Source organism: Xanthomonas sp. F14, assembly GCF_014199865.1.
Genome location: NZ_JACHOM010000001.1, coordinates 429,598 through 445,949, shown reverse-complemented (window position 1 = coordinate 445,949; position 16,352 = coordinate 429,598). Strand labels below are relative to the sequence as shown.

Here is a 16,352-nt window from a genome sequence, read left to right as displayed (position 1 = left end):
GCGGAAAGAAATGCGAAGGGCGTGTTGGCGCTGCAGATCCTTCGGAACGTCACCACTTTTTGGCGCCATGACAGCAGGTAGATGGCTTGCCGATTACATCGGCCACGAAGTCCGCAGGCATCAACACGTGCTTGAAGCATTGCTTGCCGATCAGCAGTGGCAACGCTGGGAGCGTGGTGCCGCGTCCGGGGGCGGGACCGTGTGGCGACATGGATGTCGCCACCGAGCCTGCATGGATGGATTCACGGCGTGTCCCGACACCGGATGCGGCGCCGCGCCGCCGACCAGCTCCGCACACCGATCAATCTGTGCAGAGCATCTTTCGTTTACGCGCGAATGCTTCGGTCTGCTGCGGCGCTTGCACGCGTACCGGTGTGGGACACGCCGCAAGTATGTCCGTGTAGGCTCTGGCGCGGCATCCATGCCGCTCAAGGTCCCACACCGGCACGCGCGCAAGCACCACCAGTTGGTGTCGGTTGCGGAAAGAAATGCAGGTGCCTGCTGGGCTGCAGGGGGGCCAAACCGAACGGTGACGACCGGGTTGTTGACCTGGTTCGGCCTGGAGTTGGACCGAACCAGGTCAGACATGCCGCGCTCGCTTACGGCTTCGACAGCGCGTGCAGCTGCTCCATGATCACTTTGGCCAGGGTCGCGTAATCGCCCTTGAAGTGGTGATCACCCGGCAGCGCGACCCGCTTGGCGGCCTGTGCCGGCAGGCTTGGGCAGAGCGCGTCCTGATCGTCCTGGCCGTAGATGCACACGGTGGTGCCGGCGGGCAGACGCTGCACTTCCGGCGCGATCGGCAGGCCTTCATCGTCCGAGCCCAGCCAGTTGCTGACATGGAATTCGTAATCGGCCAGCTTGCCCACCGACAATAGCGCGGTCATGCGCAGGTTCTGCTTGGTCTGCGCCGGTAGCTTGTTGATTGCGGCCGGCAACACGTCCGCGCCCTGCGAGAAGCCGATCAGCACTACCCGCTGACGTTGCCAGCGCTGCGCATAGAAACGCGCGATGCGATCCAGATCGGTGGCAAAGCCCTGCGGTGTGCGCTCGGTCCAGAAGTAACGCAGCGAATCCAGGCCGACCACCGGAATGCCCTGCGCGGCCAACGCATCGGCCACCTCTTCGTCCAGACCTGCCCAGCCACCGTCGCCGGAGACGAAGATCACGAAGGTGTCGTCGTCGCTGTCGCCATCGGGCTTGGCCGGCAGCTGCACCACCGGCAGGTCTTCCAGCCCGCCCGGCGGTGGCGGCAGTGCCACGCCCTTCTGCTCGCCCAGCGAACGTGCCGCTGCGCGCAGGCCCGGCAGAATGTCGCCCTGCGCCGAACGCGTGAACGTGCGTGCCTGCGGCACCTGCTTGAGGAAGCCGTCTTCGGCCGCGGCCGGGCAACGCTTGTCCTGGCTGCCGGCAAGCACCCAGGGAATCTGCAACGGCACCGGCAGCAGCGTGCTGCTGCCCGGGCGCACGCCCGGCTGACAGATCGCCTGGTCGGACACCGTCGCCGGGCAGAGCCCGTCGGTCAGCACGCCGGCCAGCACATGCGGTTTGGCTTGCGCCGCGATCGCATAGGCCAGCGCAGCCCCCTCGCCGTCGCCGACCAGCAGCGGCAGGCGGTAGGTGGGAATGTGGTAGAAGGCCTGCACGTAGCGCGAGAAATTTTCCACATCGCCGACCGAGAACGCGCAGGTACCGCCGGCCTTGCGCAGCACCGCGTAAAGATGCGCGGTATCCACCATCGCCACCATCGCGCCATCGGCGCGCAGGCTTTCTGCCTGGGTCTGGCGCTTGACGTTGTTGCCGGTGCCAGTCAGCCAGATCACCACGCGCTGCGGCTCGCCCTTGGGCATCAGCACCGGTACCTGCTCGAAGCGGCCGTGGCTCACTGGCTGCGTGGTCTGCGCAGCCGCCATGCCCGATAGCGTCAACACCGCCGCGCCGCAGAGCGCGCTCCACATCTCAAGTCGTCGCATGTCGCACCATCGGGAAAAGTGGTTCAAAGATAATCGTTCCAGGCGGCCACGCGAAGCGCGGCGCTTCGCTTATCGCGCATGTGCTCGCTGACGCGCTTCCCAGGCGGCCAAGGCCTGCCGGTAGCGCGCCAGGTCTTCCGCGTAAAGATCGTGCACGCACAGCGGGCAACCGCTTTCGCAGCACTCGTTGGGCGCAGGCGGCTCGGGCGGCTGCGGGCGTGGATCGTGATCGGAAGCTGCGCGGTCGTGCATGCGCGCATTGTAGCGTGCGCCATGGCTGCGCCTGGATGAACCACAGCGCGCAGCGTGCCAGGTCAGCGCCCCAGTCGCCGGCGCAGATTGGCCCGCGCCGCAGCGTCGCAGCGCGCATGGAAGTAGTCGCTCAGGAAGATGCGCGGACGCTCGAGCAGGCCGGCCAGAAAGCGCCTGCGGTTGAGCCGGAACAGCAGGCTGGGGACATGCCCACGGTATTCGGCGGCAATGCCCTCGTCATACGCATCGAACACCGCTGCCGGTGCGGCCAGGATCGCCATGTCGCAGTCCAGGAACAACGCCGCTTCGGCGTCCACGTCCGCCGGCTGCAGTTGTCCGTGGCGTGCGGTGAGCAGAATCAGGCGCTGCACGCGCTGCAGATCCACCGATGCCTGCGGCCACCAGCGCGGGATGCAGTCCACCGCCCAGTTGGCGGATTCTGCCTCGTTGTCGCTGCGCCCGGGCTGATACACCGCATCGTGAAACAGTACCGCCAGCCAGACCTCGACCGGCTGCTGCCAACCCGGCCCGGCGGCGACCTCGGCGTAGTGCTGCAGCAGCGCACGCACATGGCCGAAGTGGTGATAGGCGCGCGGTGGCGTGGCATAGGCCTGTTCGAGCGCGGCCAGGTGCTCGGGCTGCAGTGGCAGTGGTGTGGTGGTGGCATCCATGCACGCAGGCTACCGCGTACGCATCTGCCTGCACATCAGCGCAGCGCCCACTGCCCTTCGATCTGGTAACGCGACTGGCCCAGGAAGCTGCGCACCAGCGCGAACTCGCGCACCGTCCACGCCAGCGCATCGCAGCGCCGTTGCGGCAATGACTGGTTGCAATACAGCAGCGTCATATGCGGCGTGTACTGCGCGTCGCCGGCAATGCCCGCATGCGCCAGCTGCCGGCCCAGCGCGCCCTGCAGTTCGTACAGCCCGCGCACCTTGTCTTCGCCACGCAGCACGCATGGCAGCTGCGAGCGCCGGCCGCCGAAGGTGCCGACCCGATCGAACTCCACTTCGAACGCGTCCAACACCACGCGCTCGGCTGCCTGACTGGCGCGGCTCACCAGCGAAGGCGGCAAGCCGCCAGCGTAATCGCCCAGATGATGCAGGGTCACATGCAAGCGCTCGCGCGCCAGCGGCTTGCCATCGACATGACCATTGTGCAGCAGCCCATCGGCGATCGCCGCAGCGCGTTGACCGGTGGCCGCATCGGCCATCACCGCAAAGAACAGGCGCTCGGTGGTCTTCTCCTCACCGAGGCCGAGCGACAACTGCGCCTCGGCCGAGGACAGGTACAGGAACTGCTGTTGCATGGGCTGATTCCACGACCGCGTACGCGGACCTGCCGGGAAGAAGGGCGGCGGATACTAGCAGACCAGATGCATGCGTGACACGCATTCAATGCCAATGCAAAAACGTGGAACGCGTGCAATGCGTGGAACAACAACCGCGCAGCATTGACCACTCGCGACACAAAAAGAAACGGGCAGCTTGCGCTGCCCGTTTCCGCCTTTATCGGTTCACTCCGCAAGCTGCATCACCTGGATGCGCCTGGGTCACGCACGCAGCTTACGCGGCGTTCTTCATCGCATGCTTGCGGTTACGCATCACGTCGTGACATGCGCGCACTTCCGGCAACAGACGCAGTGCGGCGTCGCGCGCAGCGGCCGGGGTATCCTGGTCGGCGATGGTTTCGTCGAACGCCTTCAACAGGCGATCTTCGGACTCTTCCAGCTCGGCAACGTAGCCGTACTTGGTATCGCCCAGCGTAGCGCGCACCTTGCCGTAGAACTGCTGCATGCTGCCGACCATGGTGCCGCTGGTTTCCGGCTTGCCACCGACCGATGCAACCACACTGCTCAGATTGCTGACGATGTCGGACTTCACGCCGGCGATGCGGCGGAACAGCGTTGCAAGTTCCGCATCGCCCACCTTGGCAGCCGCTTCTTCGTAGAAGTCCTTGCCGTCGCGGGAAATGGCGATGAGGTCGTTGAGGCTATGCTCGGTCTTGCTCTGAATGCTCATGTGTCGCTCCTGGTTGCGATAGGCCAGCGCTGCGCGGTTGGTGGATGCGTCTGCGCTGGCTTTCGGGGATGAGGCAATCGATGTGCTGATTGCATGCCTTGGCGTTGTGTACGGCCTTAGCTTGGCGGGACACACATAATCGACATGTGAGTGATGTGGTGATTGTCCTCACGCGATCATGCAGGCAATGAATGGCGATTCATCGATGCCAAGAGCAGGTCAAACCTACCTTGGCTGCCGGCTCGCCCACATATTGTCGACCAGGTTGGGATAGGGGCGACCGGCCTCCTCGGCGCGCTGCTTGGCAGCGGCTTTTTAGCTTGCGGTCAGCGGCGTGGAGGCGGATTTACCCTTGGGCTTGCCGCGCTTCCGGGGCGGTGGCGTGTGTTCGGTCATGGCGCTGTACGGTCCGCTTGCAGTGGAGCATGCAGTCTCGACGTGCGCTCGTGAGTTGGCCGTGGATATGGCCTTGCGTCCTGCAGTGACCAACGTCGCGGCCAGCACGCCATCTGCCAGCTCTGCCACTCATCACTCCAACTGCAGCAGGCAGTGCAGGCCGGCAGCGCCTCAGCAGCTTGCCAGCGACGCGCGCTGGCGGCGCTCCTGCCAGACCGCCAGCGCATACACCAGCAAGCCGCCCAGCGCAGTGGCCGCGCCCACGTAGCCGGTTGAGGTCCAGCCCCACCCGGCGGTGATCGCCATACCGCCCAGCCACGGGCCCAGCGCATTGGCGGTATTGAATGCGGCATGGTTGGACGCCGCTGCCAGGGTCTGCGCCTCCGCGGCCACATCCATCAGGCGCGTCTGCAGCGCAGGTGCCAGTGCGCCCATGGTGCCGACCGCCACGATGGACACAAACACCCACAGGCCCGACTGCGCAGCCAACGGAAAGGTCAGCATCACCACCACCGACCACACCAGCAATACCGGCACCGCGCGGAACTGCATGCGGTCGAACAGCCAGCCGCCCAGGATGCTGCCGAGCACGCCGCCGACCCCGAACGCCACCATCGCCAGCGGGATCCGCGCCGGCTCCACGCCGGTCACCGCGGTCAGGGTGGGCGCCAGATAACTGAAGACGCAGAACATGCCGGAAAAACCCACCGCGCCGATCGCCAGGGCCAGCCATACCTGCGGCTGATTGAACGCGCGCAGCTCACGCAGCGGCTGTTGCCGCGGCTCGTCCGGCGCGGGCGGCAGGCGCGCCGCCACTGCCGCAACCGTGCACAGCGCAAGCACCGACACCGCCGCGTAGGCCCACCGCCAACTCACGATCTGACCCAGCCAGGTCGCCAACGGATTGCCGACCAGCAAGGCAATGCTCAGGCCCAGCAATACCCGGCCCACCGCAGTGGCGCGTTGGTTGGGCGGGCTGATCGACGCGGCCACCAATGAAGCAACGCCGAAGTACGCGCCATGCGGCAAGCCGGCGATGAAACGGCACAGCAACATCGTGTGATAGCTCGGCGCCAAGGCGCTGGCCAGATTGCCCAGCGCGTATAACACCATCAGCAGCAGCAACAAGGTGCGCCGCGGCCAGCGCGCGCCAATAATCGCCAGCAACGGCGCACCGACCACCACACCCAGCGCATAGGCGCTGATCACGTGGCCAACCTGCGGCTCGCTGATCTGCAGGCCCTGCGCGATCTGGGTCATCAGGCCCATGGTGGAGAATTCGCTGATGCCGATCGCAAAGCCGCCCATCGCCAACGCAAACAGGATCAGCACGTAGTCGCGCCGTGACACGGGCGGCGTTGAAAGATCGGTATCGGACATGCCCGACTCCAGGATGACGGGGCGGCTTATTATTGTGCAACGCAGCAATCGACGGAAGCGCGGCGTCTGCTGCGATTCAGCGCCAGGCCCCGGCACGTCACAGTCTGGCCGCTTTCGACGCGCCAGGAGACGCAGTGTCCTATCGCTATCGCTCGAATCGGCGCTGCTTCGCCACCATCGCTAGGGGGCACTCGCGATCGGCGCGGTGTCGCGCCTGGCGCGTGATCCACACCCAATTGGTTGCTGATGTCCAAATCCACCGAGTCCCCTTTGTTTTCCGCCGTGCGCCTGGGCGCACTGGATCTTGCCAACCGCGTGATCATGGCGCCGCTGACGCGCAATCGCGCCGTCGCCGGGCAGGTGCCCTCGCCGCTCGCCGCCGAGTACTACGGCCAACGCGCCAGTGCCGGCCTGATCGTGGCCGAAGGCACGCAGATCAGCCCGCTGGGTCAGGGCTACCTGGATACGCCCGGCATTCACACCGCCGAGCAGGTCCAGGGCTGGCGTGCGGTCACCGATGAAGTGCATCGCCGTGGCGGCAAGATCGTGCTGCAGCTGTGGCATGTGGGCCGCGTCTCGCACACCAGCGTGCTGCCGCCGGGCGAATCGCCGGTGGCGCCCAGCGCCATCCGCGCCGAAGGCAAGACCTACACCAAGGACGGCTTCCAAGATGTCTCCGAGCCGCGCGCGCTGGCGCTGGACGAAATCCCCGCCCTGATCGAGGACTACCGCATCGCCGCGCGCAACGCCATCGATGCCGGCTTCGACGGCGTGGAAGTGCATGCGGCCAATGGCTACCTGCTCGACCAGTTCCTGCGTGACGGCTCCAACCAGCGCACCGATGCGTACGGCGGCGACATCGAAAATCGCACCCGCCTGCTGACCGAAGTGGTGCAGGCGATCGCCGACGAGATCGGCGCCGAACGCACCGGTGTTCGGCTGTCGCCGGTCACGCCGGTGTACGGCATGCATGACTCCGATCCGCAGCCGCTGTTCGAACGTGCGGTGGAGCGTCTCAACCTGATCGGCGGGCTGGCCTTCGTGCACGTGATCGAAGGCGCAACCGGCGGTGCGCGCGACAACGTCGCCTTCGACTATGCCGCGCTGCGCGCAAAGTTCGACGGCGCCTGGATCGCCAACAACAGCTACGACAAGGCGCTGTCCGACCACGCCATCCACAGCGGTTACGCCGATGCGATCGCCTTTGGCCGGCCGTTCATCGCCAACCCGGATCTGGTGCGTCGCCTGCGCGAGAACGCCCCGTTGGCCGAGCTCGACCAGGCCACCCTGTACGGCGGTGGTGCCAAGGGCTACACCGACTACCCCGCCCTGCCGAACTGAGCGCGGCTGCAAGACGCCTGCGCTCACCGCCAGGCAGGCGCGACCGATGTCCGGAATCGGGATGTACCACGCGTACATTCCGGTTGCTGCGCGCCGTCCGCGCTCACCTGACGATTGATCGTTAGATTTTGTCAGTCGCTCCAGGTCTCGCCGACACAGCGGCTGCGCTCGGCATCAAGCGAGCGCAGCTGCCGTATCGGATCGACCGGTCCGCACGCGCACGTTGGACCTGGGCACGTCGCCGGCCCGGTATTTCGTGCAAGCGCGATACGCATCCCTTGCCCGATCGCCCGCGCAATGCGGCGGTCCTCGTGCATCTGCCAAGTCAATCGTTGAACCGGCGCGCAAGGCCAGGCGCTTGTGCGTGTGTTCGCCCCAGGCTCGGCGAATACGCAAACGCGTACACCGCACGCCCCCTCGCAACGCGGATGCCTTCGCAACGTAACCCTCCCGGTAGCGACCACATGACGCGTACACCCGGCCCCGCTAGGATCGTGCCGACACTGCTCTCTGGAATCCCGATGCGGCCCCTGCTCACTGCCATTGTTTTTTGCACGCTGCTGTTCTGCGGGCCAGCGCTTGCGGTGCCGTTCTGGGGCGCGCGCCAGTCCAGCCCTGCCGAAACGGCGCCGGCCGACCTCAAGCCGGGCGAATGGATCTGGGGCGGCGTCAGCAAGGGCTGGGGGCCAATGGCGGTGATCGTCAGCCTCACCGAGCAACGCGCGTATGCGTATCGCAACGGCATCCTGATCGGCGTTTCCACCATCAGCTCCGGCAAGCCCGGGCACGAGACACCGACCGGTGTGTTCACCATCCTGCAGAAGGACAAGGACCACCGCTCCAACCTCTACAACGCCGCGCCCATGCCCTATCAGCAACGCCTGACCTGGGACGGCGTGGCCCTGCACGCAGGCGGCCTGCCCGGTTACCCGGAATCGCATGGCTGCGTGCATCTGCCGTCGGAATTCGCACGGCTGCTGTTCGACAATTCCAACATGGGCATGGTGGTGGTGGTCGCGCAGGCCGGCGTGGATGCGGACGCGGTGGTGCATCCCCGTGCACTCAGCCCGATCGACCCGACCACCGGTGCGCAGCGGGCATTGCTGCCGCTGCCCAACGGCCAGAGCTTTGCATGGCAGCCGGCGCTGGCACCCACCGGCCCGATCTCGATGCTGGTCAGCAGCAGCGATCAGCAACTGGTGGTGTATCGCAACGGCGTGGAAATCGGACGCGCGCAAGTGGCATTGCGCGCGCAGACCGGCGCCGCGCCGCTGGGCACTCAGGCGTTCATCGTCGGCCAGGGCTTCCTGCCTGGCGAAGTGCCCGGCTTGCCCGGTCAACGCATGCCCAACTGGATGCGCATCGGCATCCCCGGCAGCAGCGCCGCGGCAGGACAGCCGCTGGATGCCGACACCATCGCGCGGCTGCAGGTGCCGCCGGCATTCCTGGCCGGCCTGCTGCCGCTGCTGACGCCTGGTGTGGTGCTGGTGGCCACCGACCAACGCATCCTTCCCGAAACCACCGGCGGCAAGTTGCAGGTGCTGGATTCGGATCCGCCCGAGGCGCCCTGAGCGCAGGCTGCGCTGCGTTATTGCGGCAGCAAAGTGAAAGACGCGCGTGAGGTTGCGCGCGCACATGCGTGCAGCCCGGCATCGGCATGCACTCGTATGCGCTGGCGGTGCCGAGCGCTGGCGGCCCGCCCGGTGTTGTTGAGCGCCGCGACCCGACGCGCGTTGCTGCGATTGTCAGCGCGACCTGCTTGGCAGATGATGCGGACATCCCTCATTGCCAAGGATGTGCGTGATGCGTTTACTCACTGCGGTTCTGCTCGGCAGCACGCTATTCGGTTACGCGTCCTCCACCGCAGCGGCCGAGCCGCTGCGCCCTGCCGCACCGAACGCCGAGTGCCTGGATGCGCGCAAGGTGACGGAGCTGCATCAAGCCGATCCGCGCACGCTGGCAGTGGCCGAACAGGGCGGGCGGCTGTTCCGCATCAGCCTGGCGCAGGACTGCCCGCAACTGGCCGCGCAAGCCGATGCGAGCCTGCTGGCGGCGCACGGCTGGGTCTGCAACGGTGCGCCGGCATACGTGCGCTCGGGCCAGCAGCACTGCGCGGTCAGCCAGATCGCCACGTTGAATGCGCGCGAATACGCCAGTGCGGCACGGCAACGCGACAGCGGCATCCCGACCCTGGATGGGGTCAGCGTGCGCGAAGCGCGCCGGCGCAATTTCGCCGGTTCGTCCAGCTACTGCTTCAATCCCAGCATGCTGCGTTCGTGGTCGGAAGACGGCCAGGGCCTGGTGGTGGAAGTCTCGCCACGTCACCCCGGCACGCATCGCCACTACCGTGTCGAACTGATGGACAGCTGCCGAGAACTCAGCGGCGCGCCGCCGATCCGCTTCGTCTCCGGCATGGGCCTGAATGCGATCTGCGGCAATCCCGGCGACAAGGTCGATGTGCTCGACGAAATGGCGCTTGCCGGCGTGGCTGCCGGATCCGGCCAGCAGGGCGACCTCAGCACCACGCGTGGCGGCCTGGCCGCGCGGATGCGCCAGAGTTGCACGGTGGCGGCGGTGTATCCGCGCGATTGAGCGACCCGCAACGCAGGAGCGCGCTTGTGCGCGATGAAGCGTTATCGAACATGCCTCATCGCGCGCAAGCGCGCTCCTACACACGCTGCGGGCGGTGTTGCTGCTTCCGCACTCGGCTCACGCCTTGCGCAGGAAACAGGTCTTCAGCACCAGGCCCTTGATCTTTTCCGAATTGCCTTCGATGTGCTCCGCATCGTCCTCGACCAGGCGGATGTTGCGGATCAGCGTGCCCTGCTTGAGCGGAATCGACGAGCCCTTGACCTTCAGGTCCTTGATCACGGTCACCGTGTCGCCGGCCTGCAGCAGGTTGCCGTTGCTGTCGCGCACCACCGTCGCAGTCGCGGCGGACTCGCCCGCGCTCCACTCGAAGCCGCAGTCTGCGCAAATCAGCAACGCGCCATCGGCATAGGTATTGTCCAGGCCACATTGCGGGCAGGCGGGAACGGAAGACATGCGATTCCTAGGTTCAAAACGGGCGTGGATTGTAGCGCCCCGGCCGCGCGATCACGTCTCCGGCACGGCGCCAGCGCGATAGTGCAGCGCTTGTCGAATGCCCTGCAGGTCGCACGTGCCCAACCCATCGCTTCCCCAAGCCCCCGGCGCTGCGCCAGGATCCACCGCGCCTACGGCTGGCGAACCGGGCGCGGCAAAGAAAACCGGCTCGCATCTGGTCGTCTATGTCGCGCTGGCCGGCAACCTTGCCATCGCGATCGCAAAATTCATCGCCGCAGGCATTTCGGGCAGCTCGGCGATGCTCAGCGAAGGCGTGCACTCGCTGGTGGACACCGTCAACGAAGTGTTGCTGCTGTACGGCTTGCGCCGCGCCGCGCAGGCCCCCTCGCCGACCCATCCGTTCGGCTACGGGCGTGAGCTGTACTTCTGGAGTTTCATCGTCGCGCTATTGGTATTCGCGATGGGCGCAGGCGTGTCGCTGTACGAGGGCATCGTGCATCTGCGCAATCCCGAGCCGGCCAAGAGCCATCTGCTCGCTTACATCGTGCTCGGTGTGTCGATCGTGTTCGAAGGCATTTCCTGGGTGGTGGCGCTGCGCGAATTCCGCGCCAAGAAGGGCCGCATGGGCTATTTCCAGGCATTCCGGCAGAGCAAGGACCCCAGCACGTTCACCGTGCTGCTCGAAGACAGCGCCGCCTTGATCGGCCTGTTCATGGCGGTGCTGGGCCTGGCCGGCGCACAGCTGCTGGACATGCCCGAACTCGATGGCATCGCCTCGATCGGCATCGCCTGCGTGCTGGCCTTTACCGCCTTCCTGTTGGCGCGCGAAACCAAGGGCCTGCTGATCGGCGAACCCGCGCATGCGCACGTCACCGAATCGCTACTGCGCATTGCCGCCAGCGATCCGGATGTGCGCGCCGCCAACGGCGTACTGACCATGCAGATGGGCCCGAACCAGGTGGTCGCCGCGTTGAGCGCCGAGTTCGAAGACAGCCGCACCACGCCACAGATCGAAGCCTGCGTCGGGCGCATCGAAGCGGCCGCCAAGCGTCAGCATCCCGAGCTCACCGCGCTGTTCATCAAGCCGCAGACGCCGGAAACCTGGCACGCGCGCCGCGCCCAGATCGAACGTGGAGCAGAGAAGGATTAGTGCACGGCAGGCCGTGGAATGCGTGCATCGCCACGCGGCCAGACGCCGCACGTGACGCGCATCGATCGGCTCATCTTCGCACCGACGCACCGACGCATCGCGTAGGAAGCAGTTGCATCGCAGCGGTGACATCGTCACCACCAAGCTGATCCTCGCCCTAACCGCAGCCCCGGCTGCGGTTGCATCATCCGGGTCGATTGCCTACGGTAGGCGGGCACCACCTCTTGGCGTCGTGAGTCAGCCGGCGCATCCCACTCGATCACAAGTCATGGAGGTTTCCGATGGAAATCAGCCAGGGTCGCGTTGCGACCATTCATTACACCCTTTCCGACGACAGCGGCCAGGTCCTGGACCGTTCGACGCCGGACGCGCCATTGAGCTACCTGCACGGTGCCGGCAACATCGTGCCCGGCCTGGAACAGGCGCTGGACGGCAAGCGCGTCGGCGAGACACTCACTGCCGATGTCGTGCCCGAACAGGGCTATGGCCCGCGCCATGAGCAGTTGATCCAGCAGGTACCGCGTGAGGCATTCCCGACCGATGTCGAGGTCGTGCCGGGTGTGCAGTTCGAGGCGCGCACCCAGCAGGGCCCGGTGCTGGTCACCGTCACCGAGGTGGGCCCGGAGCAGGTCACCGTCGACGGCAACCACCCGCTGGCCGGGCAGACCCTGCATTTCGCGGTCGAAGTCATCGAGGTGCGCGAAGCCACCACCGAAGAACTGAACGAAGGCCAGGTCGCCAGCGTCGCGGCCTGATTGGGTGTGCCGCGTGCCTGCGGGCATGCGGCAGTTCGGCTGCTGCGACGTCCGAACGCAGCGCGATGGGCGTCGCCGGCAGCAGAAGTAGTAAAGTGCGCGGCCCGCTCACAGGCCCGCTTGCATGAAACTCGGCATCGACTTCGGTACCAGCAACTCCGCCGCTGCGGCGATCGTCGATGGCCAGGTGGTACCGGTACGCTTCGGCGAGGCCCTGCAGTTCCGCACCACGGTGTATTTCCCCGAGACCATGCGCGACCCGGACGATTTCAGCCTGACTCCGGCGCTGGAATACGAGGTCGAGCGGCTGATCGACTCCGGCCGTCGCGACGCCGCCGCGGCCGGCCGCACGTCCAGCACCGACAGCCTGCGCCGCGATGCGATCCGCATCGTGCGCCGCCAGTGGATGGAAGAGCAGGTGCGCGAACCGCGCAGTTCCGCCGCCCTGCTGCAGAACGCGGTCTACGGCGACGAAGCGCTGGATGCGTATTTCCTGGAAGGCGAAGGCAGCCTGGTGCAGAGCCCCAAATCGATGCTGGGCTATAACCTGCATCCGCGTGCGCGCCAGACCATCACCGGCATCGCCACGCATGTGCTGGAACACATCCGGCTCACCGCCTCGCGCCAGTTCGACATCAACATCCGCAGCGCCACGCTGGGCCGCCCAGTGCAGTTCCGCAGTTCCATCGGCGAGGCCGGCAACGCGCAGGCGCTGGACATTCTGCAGACCGCCGCCATCGCGGCCGGCTTCGACAGCGTGGATTTCCTCGAAGAACCCGCAGCGGCCGCGATGCATTACCACGTCAGCCACGACAGCCGTCACGACACCGTGGTGGTGGACATCGGCGGCGGCACCACCGACATCGCCCATGCCAGCGTCGGCGGCAGCGCCGCGCCGCAGGTGCACCGCGCCTGGGGCATCGCGCGCGGCGGTACCGATATCGATCTGGCGCTGAGTCTGGCCGCCTACATGCCGCTGTTCGGCCGCGGCATCACCCGCGTGCCCACCCACCATTACGTGGAAGCGGCGATGGTGCAGGACATGACCCGCCAGCGCGAATTCCGCCTGCACAAGTACCAGGACGTCCCCGCCCCGTTCGACAAGCGCCTGCAGGCGCTGCAGGACACCGGCAACACCGCGCGCCTGTACCGCGGCGTGGAAGCCTGCAAGATCGCGCTCAGCGAGCGCGACCGGCACCAGGCCGGGCTGGACTTCATCGAACGCGGGCTGGAAGTAGAGGTGCAGGCCAGCGCGCTGGTTGCGTCCGCTTCCAGCTACCTGGGCGAACTGGAAGACTTGCTTGCGCAGGTCCGTGCCGACCTGGATGCGCCGCCGGCCACGCTGTTCCTCACCGGCGGCATGTCGCGTGCCGGCTATATCCGCGACACGGTGGCTGCCGCGTTCCCGCAATCGCGCCTGGTGCAGGGCGATCCGTCCTTCGGCGTGGTGCAGGGTCTGGCCTGGGCGGCGGCCCGCCAGGCCCGTCCGTCGGACGGTTAAGGCAACGCGGGCGCCCATCCGTTACAATGCACGGTTGCTGCATACCGCTTAGCCGGCTTGTCAGCAAGGCACGCTTGCCGTGCCGCCGCGATTGCGCACCGAACGCGACCGCACCTCTCGACACCGCTTCCGCGCGCGCCACCCTAGCCGCACGCGGTGTCATCGCACTTCCCCGCTACAGGAGGCCACATGGCACGTCCCGCGACCAAGCAGAAATCCCAGCCCAGCATCGCTCGCAGCGAAGGCAAGTCGCAGCCGCTCAGTCGTGAGCGCATCGCTGCCGACATCGCCGCGTTCCGCAAGACCGGCGGCCGGATCGAAGTGCTCACCACCAACTTCGGCCCTGCGCGTAACGATGGCGACAAGATCGCCTAAGCGTCACCCCCCGCAAGCCGAAGCGTTGTACCGACGTGCCACCGCAAGGTGGCACGTTCGTTTCCGGCCACAGTTGGCGCAGCCGCTCAGTTGCCGTAATCGATGCGCACCGAGCCGGAATGCGACTCGAGCTTGATGTCGCCATTGCCGGCCCCCAGCCGGGTTCTCAGGCTCTTGCCCGGGCCGTACTCCGGCCGCTCCACCTGCCCGGCCACCGAACGGATGTCGCCGCTGAACACCTCCACCTGCAGCGCTGCCGACACGTTGCGCGGCACACCCAGGCTGATGGTGCCACTGACGCTCTCCGCAGCGATGCTGCCGCCCGGCGCCAGACCGGTCACCGTCAGCGCCGTTGCGCCGGACACGCTCTCGGCGCGCAGCTGCGATACCTGCCCCGCGCCGACCCGGATCTGGCCGGAAACGGACTCGACCGACACTACGCCGCTGGCGCCGGCCGGCGCATCGATCTGGCCGCTGACCGTGCCCAGGCTCAGCCGTGCGCTGGCCACCGTGCTGCGCAGTGCGCCGCTGACGGTTTCCAGTTGCGCTTCCCTGGCGCGTCCGGCTGCGACCACGTTGCCGCTGACCGACTTGAGCTGCAACCTCGCCAGATCGACCTGATCGACATCCACCGAGGCACTCACCGCCTCCACCTCCAGCAGCGCCGCGCGCGGAACCCGCAGCTCCAGTTGGGCCCCCCTGCTGTTGCGGTTGTTACGCGGGTAGATCACCTCGAACTGCAGCCGGTCCGGGCTTTCATCCACCTCCAGGCGCTGCCCTTCGCCCAGGGTGCCGGTCAGCGCCACGTCGTCGCGGTCCCAGCCGCGCACGCGGATCTGCCCGGCGATGTTGTCCAGCTCCACGCGCCCGCCGCGCGTCAGCGGATGGCTCTGCTTCACGGTGGTCTGCGCTGCCGCCGGCAGTGGGCAAAACGCAAGCAGCAACAACACGGATAGATGGGCGTAACGCATGGGCATGCTCCTCAGCTTGGAAAGGACGTCTCGCCCTGCGCGGCAAGACGGGTCAGCTGCAGGCGCTTGGCATAGGTGCGTTGCAGCTGCGACAACAGGAATGCAGAGCGCGGACTCTGCGCGATGGCGTGGTGGATGGCCTGCGCACTCTGGTCCAGCTCGGCCAGCGCCGGGCGCAGATCGGCCGGCACCTGCTGCACCGGCACTGCATCGATGGCCTGCTGGTATTGCCCGGCCATTGCCTGTGCCTGCGCCACCAGGCCAGGGCGCGCCGACGCTGGCGCCGACGCTGGCGCTGGCGCCTGGGTCGAGCGATCGAGCCCTGGCACGATTGCCACCACGGCCAGCGCAGCAGCAAGCGCCACACCGAACGCGGGCCAGGCCCAGGCACGCTGGCGGCGCGGCTGCAGCGCAACCACGTTGGTGTGCGGCGTCAGTGCGGGCGCGATGCGCTCCCAGAGCTGTGCCGGTGGCTGACGTTGTTGCGGCAACGCACGCAGACGCGCGGACAACGCGGCGTCATCGGTTGCGTGCGGATCAAGCGGATCGTGATTCATGCAATGTCTCCCAGCCGCACGCGCAGCAGGCCGCGCGCGCGATGCAGTTGCGCCTTGGAACTGCCGACCGCCATCTGCAGTTCGTCGGCAATTTCCTGATGTTTCCAGCCTTCGATGTCGTGCAACACCAGTACCGCGCGTGCACGCGGCGGCAGCGTCTCCAGCGCGCGCTCCAGATCCATCTGGGTGGCCTGGCAGGCTGCGACACCTGGAATGGCAGCGAGGATCTCGCCATCGGCATCGTCCACCATCTGATCGCCCGCAGGCGAACGCGCACGCAGCTCCATCAGGGCCATATTGACGGCCAGCCGGTGCAGCCAGGTGCCCAGCGCGCTCTGGAAGCGGAATTGCGGCAAGGCCTTCCACGCGGCAATGAAGGTCTCCTGCAGCACATCGTCGGCACGTGCCGCATTACCCCCGCATAGCCGCCACACCACCGCATACAGGCGCGGCGCATGACGGCGGTAGATGGCCTCGTAGGCGGTGCGATCGCCGCCTGCAGCGGCACGCGCCAGCGCCGCGTCATCGCGTCCGGCCGGACCGTCACAAGCTGAGACATCGATGGGCATGGAGGTGTCGAGCATATCCACTTCGATGCGCCGGGCAGCACAAAGGTTTAAACCGCGCCCAGGTTT

Annotated in this window: 17 protein-coding genes and 1 other RNA gene; 8 read left to right on the top strand and 10 right to left on the bottom strand. The window is 66.8% G+C overall.

Annotation, left to right across the window (positions count from 1 at the left end):
• Window positions 1-599: 599 nt before the first annotated feature.
• The 6 genes from GGR73_RS01980 to GGR73_RS01955 form a co-directional block, all read right to left on the bottom strand.
• A complete protein-coding gene (locus tag GGR73_RS01980) occupies window positions 600-1,973 on the bottom strand; it encodes a virulence factor family protein (protein ID WP_184455416.1) in 1,374 nt (457 codons plus the stop codon).
• A gap of 69 nt (window positions 1,974-2,042) precedes the next feature.
• Window positions 2,043-2,225 carry an oxidoreductase-like domain-containing protein gene (locus tag GGR73_RS01975; RefSeq protein WP_016903504.1) on the bottom strand — a complete coding sequence of 61 codons (183 nt, stop codon included), beginning with the start codon at window positions 2,223-2,225 and terminating at the stop codon, window positions 2,043-2,045.
• A gap of 62 nt (window positions 2,226-2,287) precedes the next feature.
• Complete coding sequence (locus GGR73_RS01970) at window positions 2,288-2,896, bottom strand: HD domain-containing protein (protein ID WP_024937993.1); 609 nt, start codon at window positions 2,894-2,896, stop codon at window positions 2,288-2,290.
• 35 nt (window positions 2,897-2,931) lie between these two features.
• Window positions 2,932-3,534 carry a 2'-5' RNA ligase family protein gene (locus GGR73_RS01965; protein WP_104552946.1) on the bottom strand — a complete coding sequence of 201 codons (603 nt, stop codon included), beginning with the start codon at window positions 3,532-3,534 and terminating at the stop codon, window positions 2,932-2,934.
• A 256-nt stretch (window positions 3,535-3,790) separates the two neighbouring features.
• Window positions 3,791-4,246: a PA2169 family four-helix-bundle protein gene (locus GGR73_RS01960; RefSeq protein ID WP_024937995.1), complete on the bottom strand. Its 456-nt coding sequence runs from the start codon at window positions 4,244-4,246 to the stop codon at window positions 3,791-3,793.
• A 567-nt stretch (window positions 4,247-4,813) separates the two neighbouring features.
• Window positions 4,814-6,022: an MFS transporter gene (locus tag GGR73_RS01955; RefSeq protein ID WP_184455415.1), complete on the bottom strand. Its 1,209-nt coding sequence runs from the start codon at window positions 6,020-6,022 to the stop codon at window positions 4,814-4,816.
• A 246-nt stretch (window positions 6,023-6,268) separates the two neighbouring features.
• Between GGR73_RS01955 and GGR73_RS01950 the strand changes: the two genes are divergently transcribed.
• The 4 genes from GGR73_RS01950 (at window position 6,269) to GGR73_RS01935 (ending at window position 9,955) form a co-directional block, all read left to right on the top strand.
• Window positions 6,269-7,363 (top strand): alkene reductase, encoded by a 1,095-nt coding sequence (locus tag GGR73_RS01950; protein WP_054591645.1) that lies wholly within the window; start codon window positions 6,269-6,271, stop codon window positions 7,361-7,363.
• Between the two features lie 61 nt (window positions 7,364-7,424).
• Window positions 7,425-7,500, top strand: a non-coding RNA gene (locus GGR73_RS01945) — sX9 sRNA.
• 378 nt (window positions 7,501-7,878) lie between these two features.
• Window positions 7,879-8,934 (top strand): L,D-transpeptidase, encoded by a 1,056-nt coding sequence (locus GGR73_RS01940; protein ID WP_126965731.1) that lies wholly within the window; start codon window positions 7,879-7,881, stop codon window positions 8,932-8,934.
• A 232-nt stretch (window positions 8,935-9,166) separates the two neighbouring features.
• Window positions 9,167-9,955 (top strand): hypothetical protein, encoded by a 789-nt coding sequence (locus GGR73_RS01935; RefSeq protein WP_225874152.1) that lies wholly within the window; start codon window positions 9,167-9,169, stop codon window positions 9,953-9,955.
• 117 nt (window positions 9,956-10,072) lie between these two features.
• Here the strand turns inward: GGR73_RS01935 and GGR73_RS01930 are convergent, their stop codons facing one another.
• The gene (locus GGR73_RS01930; RefSeq protein ID WP_039520205.1) at window positions 10,073-10,408 is read right to left on the bottom strand and encodes a zinc ribbon domain-containing protein YjdM; all 336 of its coding nucleotides are present in this window, start codon (window positions 10,406-10,408) and stop codon (window positions 10,073-10,075) included.
• 97 nt (window positions 10,409-10,505) lie between these two features.
• On the opposite strand from GGR73_RS01930, the gene GGR73_RS01925 reads away from it, so the two are divergent.
• From GGR73_RS01925 to GGR73_RS01910, 4 genes are all read left to right on the top strand, one after another.
• The gene (locus GGR73_RS01925; protein ID WP_104591244.1) at window positions 10,506-11,558 is read left to right on the top strand and encodes a cation diffusion facilitator family transporter; all 1,053 of its coding nucleotides are present in this window, start codon (window positions 10,506-10,508) and stop codon (window positions 11,556-11,558) included.
• Window positions 11,559-11,839: 281 nt separating this feature from the next.
• Entirely contained in the window at window positions 11,840-12,313 is a 474-nt protein-coding gene (locus GGR73_RS01920; RefSeq protein WP_039511537.1) for an FKBP-type peptidyl-prolyl cis-trans isomerase, read from the top strand.
• 124 nt (window positions 12,314-12,437) lie between these two features.
• A complete protein-coding gene (locus GGR73_RS01915; protein ID WP_184455413.1) occupies window positions 12,438-13,814 on the top strand; it encodes an Hsp70 family protein in 1,377 nt (458 codons plus the stop codon).
• A gap of 189 nt (window positions 13,815-14,003) precedes the next feature.
• A complete protein-coding gene (locus GGR73_RS01910) occupies window positions 14,004-14,189 on the top strand; it encodes a hypothetical protein (RefSeq protein WP_010366034.1) in 186 nt (61 codons plus the stop codon).
• A gap of 86 nt (window positions 14,190-14,275) precedes the next feature.
• On the opposite strand, the gene GGR73_RS01905 is transcribed toward GGR73_RS01910, so the two are convergent.
• The 3 genes from GGR73_RS01905 to GGR73_RS01895 are packed head-to-tail and all read right to left on the bottom strand — an operon-like array spanning window position 14,276 to window position 16,301.
• Window positions 14,276-15,160, bottom strand: coding sequence for a DUF4097 family beta strand repeat-containing protein (locus GGR73_RS01905; protein WP_184455411.1), 885 nt, complete (start codon window positions 15,158-15,160; stop codon window positions 14,276-14,278).
• An 11-nt stretch (window positions 15,161-15,171) separates the two neighbouring features.
• Window positions 15,172-15,717, bottom strand: coding sequence for a hypothetical protein (locus GGR73_RS01900; protein WP_184455409.1), 546 nt, complete (start codon window positions 15,715-15,717; stop codon window positions 15,172-15,174).
• On the bottom strand, window positions 15,714-16,301 hold the full coding sequence (locus tag GGR73_RS01895; RefSeq protein WP_184455407.1) for a sigma-70 family RNA polymerase sigma factor: 588 nt from the start codon (window positions 16,299-16,301) through the stop codon (window positions 15,714-15,716). The genes GGR73_RS01900 and GGR73_RS01895 overlap by 4 nt, the downstream gene beginning before the upstream one ends.
• Window positions 16,302-16,352: the final 51 nt, after the last annotated feature.

Coding starts and splice junctions, on each gene's coding strand:
- GGR73_RS01980 (WP_184455416.1), bottom strand. CDS start 1,973: ATGCGACGACTTGAGATGTGGAGCGCGCTCTGCGGCGCGGCGGTGTTG.
- GGR73_RS01975 (WP_016903504.1), bottom strand. CDS start 2,225: ATGCACGACCGCGCAGCTTCCGATCACGATCCACGCCCGCAGCCGCCC.
- GGR73_RS01970 (WP_024937993.1), bottom strand. CDS start 2,896: ATGGATGCCACCACCACACCACTGCCACTGCAGCCCGAGCACCTGGCC.
- GGR73_RS01965 (WP_104552946.1), bottom strand. CDS start 3,534: ATGCAACAGCAGTTCCTGTACCTGTCCTCGGCCGAGGCGCAGTTGTCG.
- GGR73_RS01960 (WP_024937995.1), bottom strand. CDS start 4,246: ATGAGCATTCAGAGCAAGACCGAGCATAGCCTCAACGACCTCATCGCC.
- GGR73_RS01955 (WP_184455415.1), bottom strand. CDS start 6,022: ATGTCCGATACCGATCTTTCAACGCCGCCCGTGTCACGGCGCGACTAC.
- GGR73_RS01950 (WP_054591645.1), top strand. CDS start 6,269: ATGTCCAAATCCACCGAGTCCCCTTTGTTTTCCGCCGTGCGCCTGGGC.
- GGR73_RS01935 (WP_225874152.1), top strand. CDS start 9,167: ATGCGTTTACTCACTGCGGTTCTGCTCGGCAGCACGCTATTCGGTTAC.
- GGR73_RS01930 (WP_039520205.1), bottom strand. CDS start 10,408: ATGTCTTCCGTTCCCGCCTGCCCGCAATGTGGCCTGGACAATACCTAT.
- GGR73_RS01925 (WP_104591244.1), top strand. CDS start 10,506: ATGCCCTGCAGGTCGCACGTGCCCAACCCATCGCTTCCCCAAGCCCCC.
- GGR73_RS01920 (WP_039511537.1), top strand. CDS start 11,840: ATGGAAATCAGCCAGGGTCGCGTTGCGACCATTCATTACACCCTTTCC.
- GGR73_RS01915 (WP_184455413.1), top strand. CDS start 12,438: ATGAAACTCGGCATCGACTTCGGTACCAGCAACTCCGCCGCTGCGGCG.
- GGR73_RS01910 (WP_010366034.1), top strand. CDS start 14,004: ATGGCACGTCCCGCGACCAAGCAGAAATCCCAGCCCAGCATCGCTCGC.
- GGR73_RS01905 (WP_184455411.1), bottom strand. CDS start 15,160: ATGCGTTACGCCCATCTATCCGTGTTGTTGCTGCTTGCGTTTTGCCCA.
- GGR73_RS01900 (WP_184455409.1), bottom strand. CDS start 15,717: ATGAATCACGATCCGCTTGATCCGCACGCAACCGATGACGCCGCGTTG.
- GGR73_RS01895 (WP_184455407.1), bottom strand. CDS start 16,301: ATGCTCGACACCTCCATGCCCATCGATGTCTCAGCTTGTGACGGTCCG.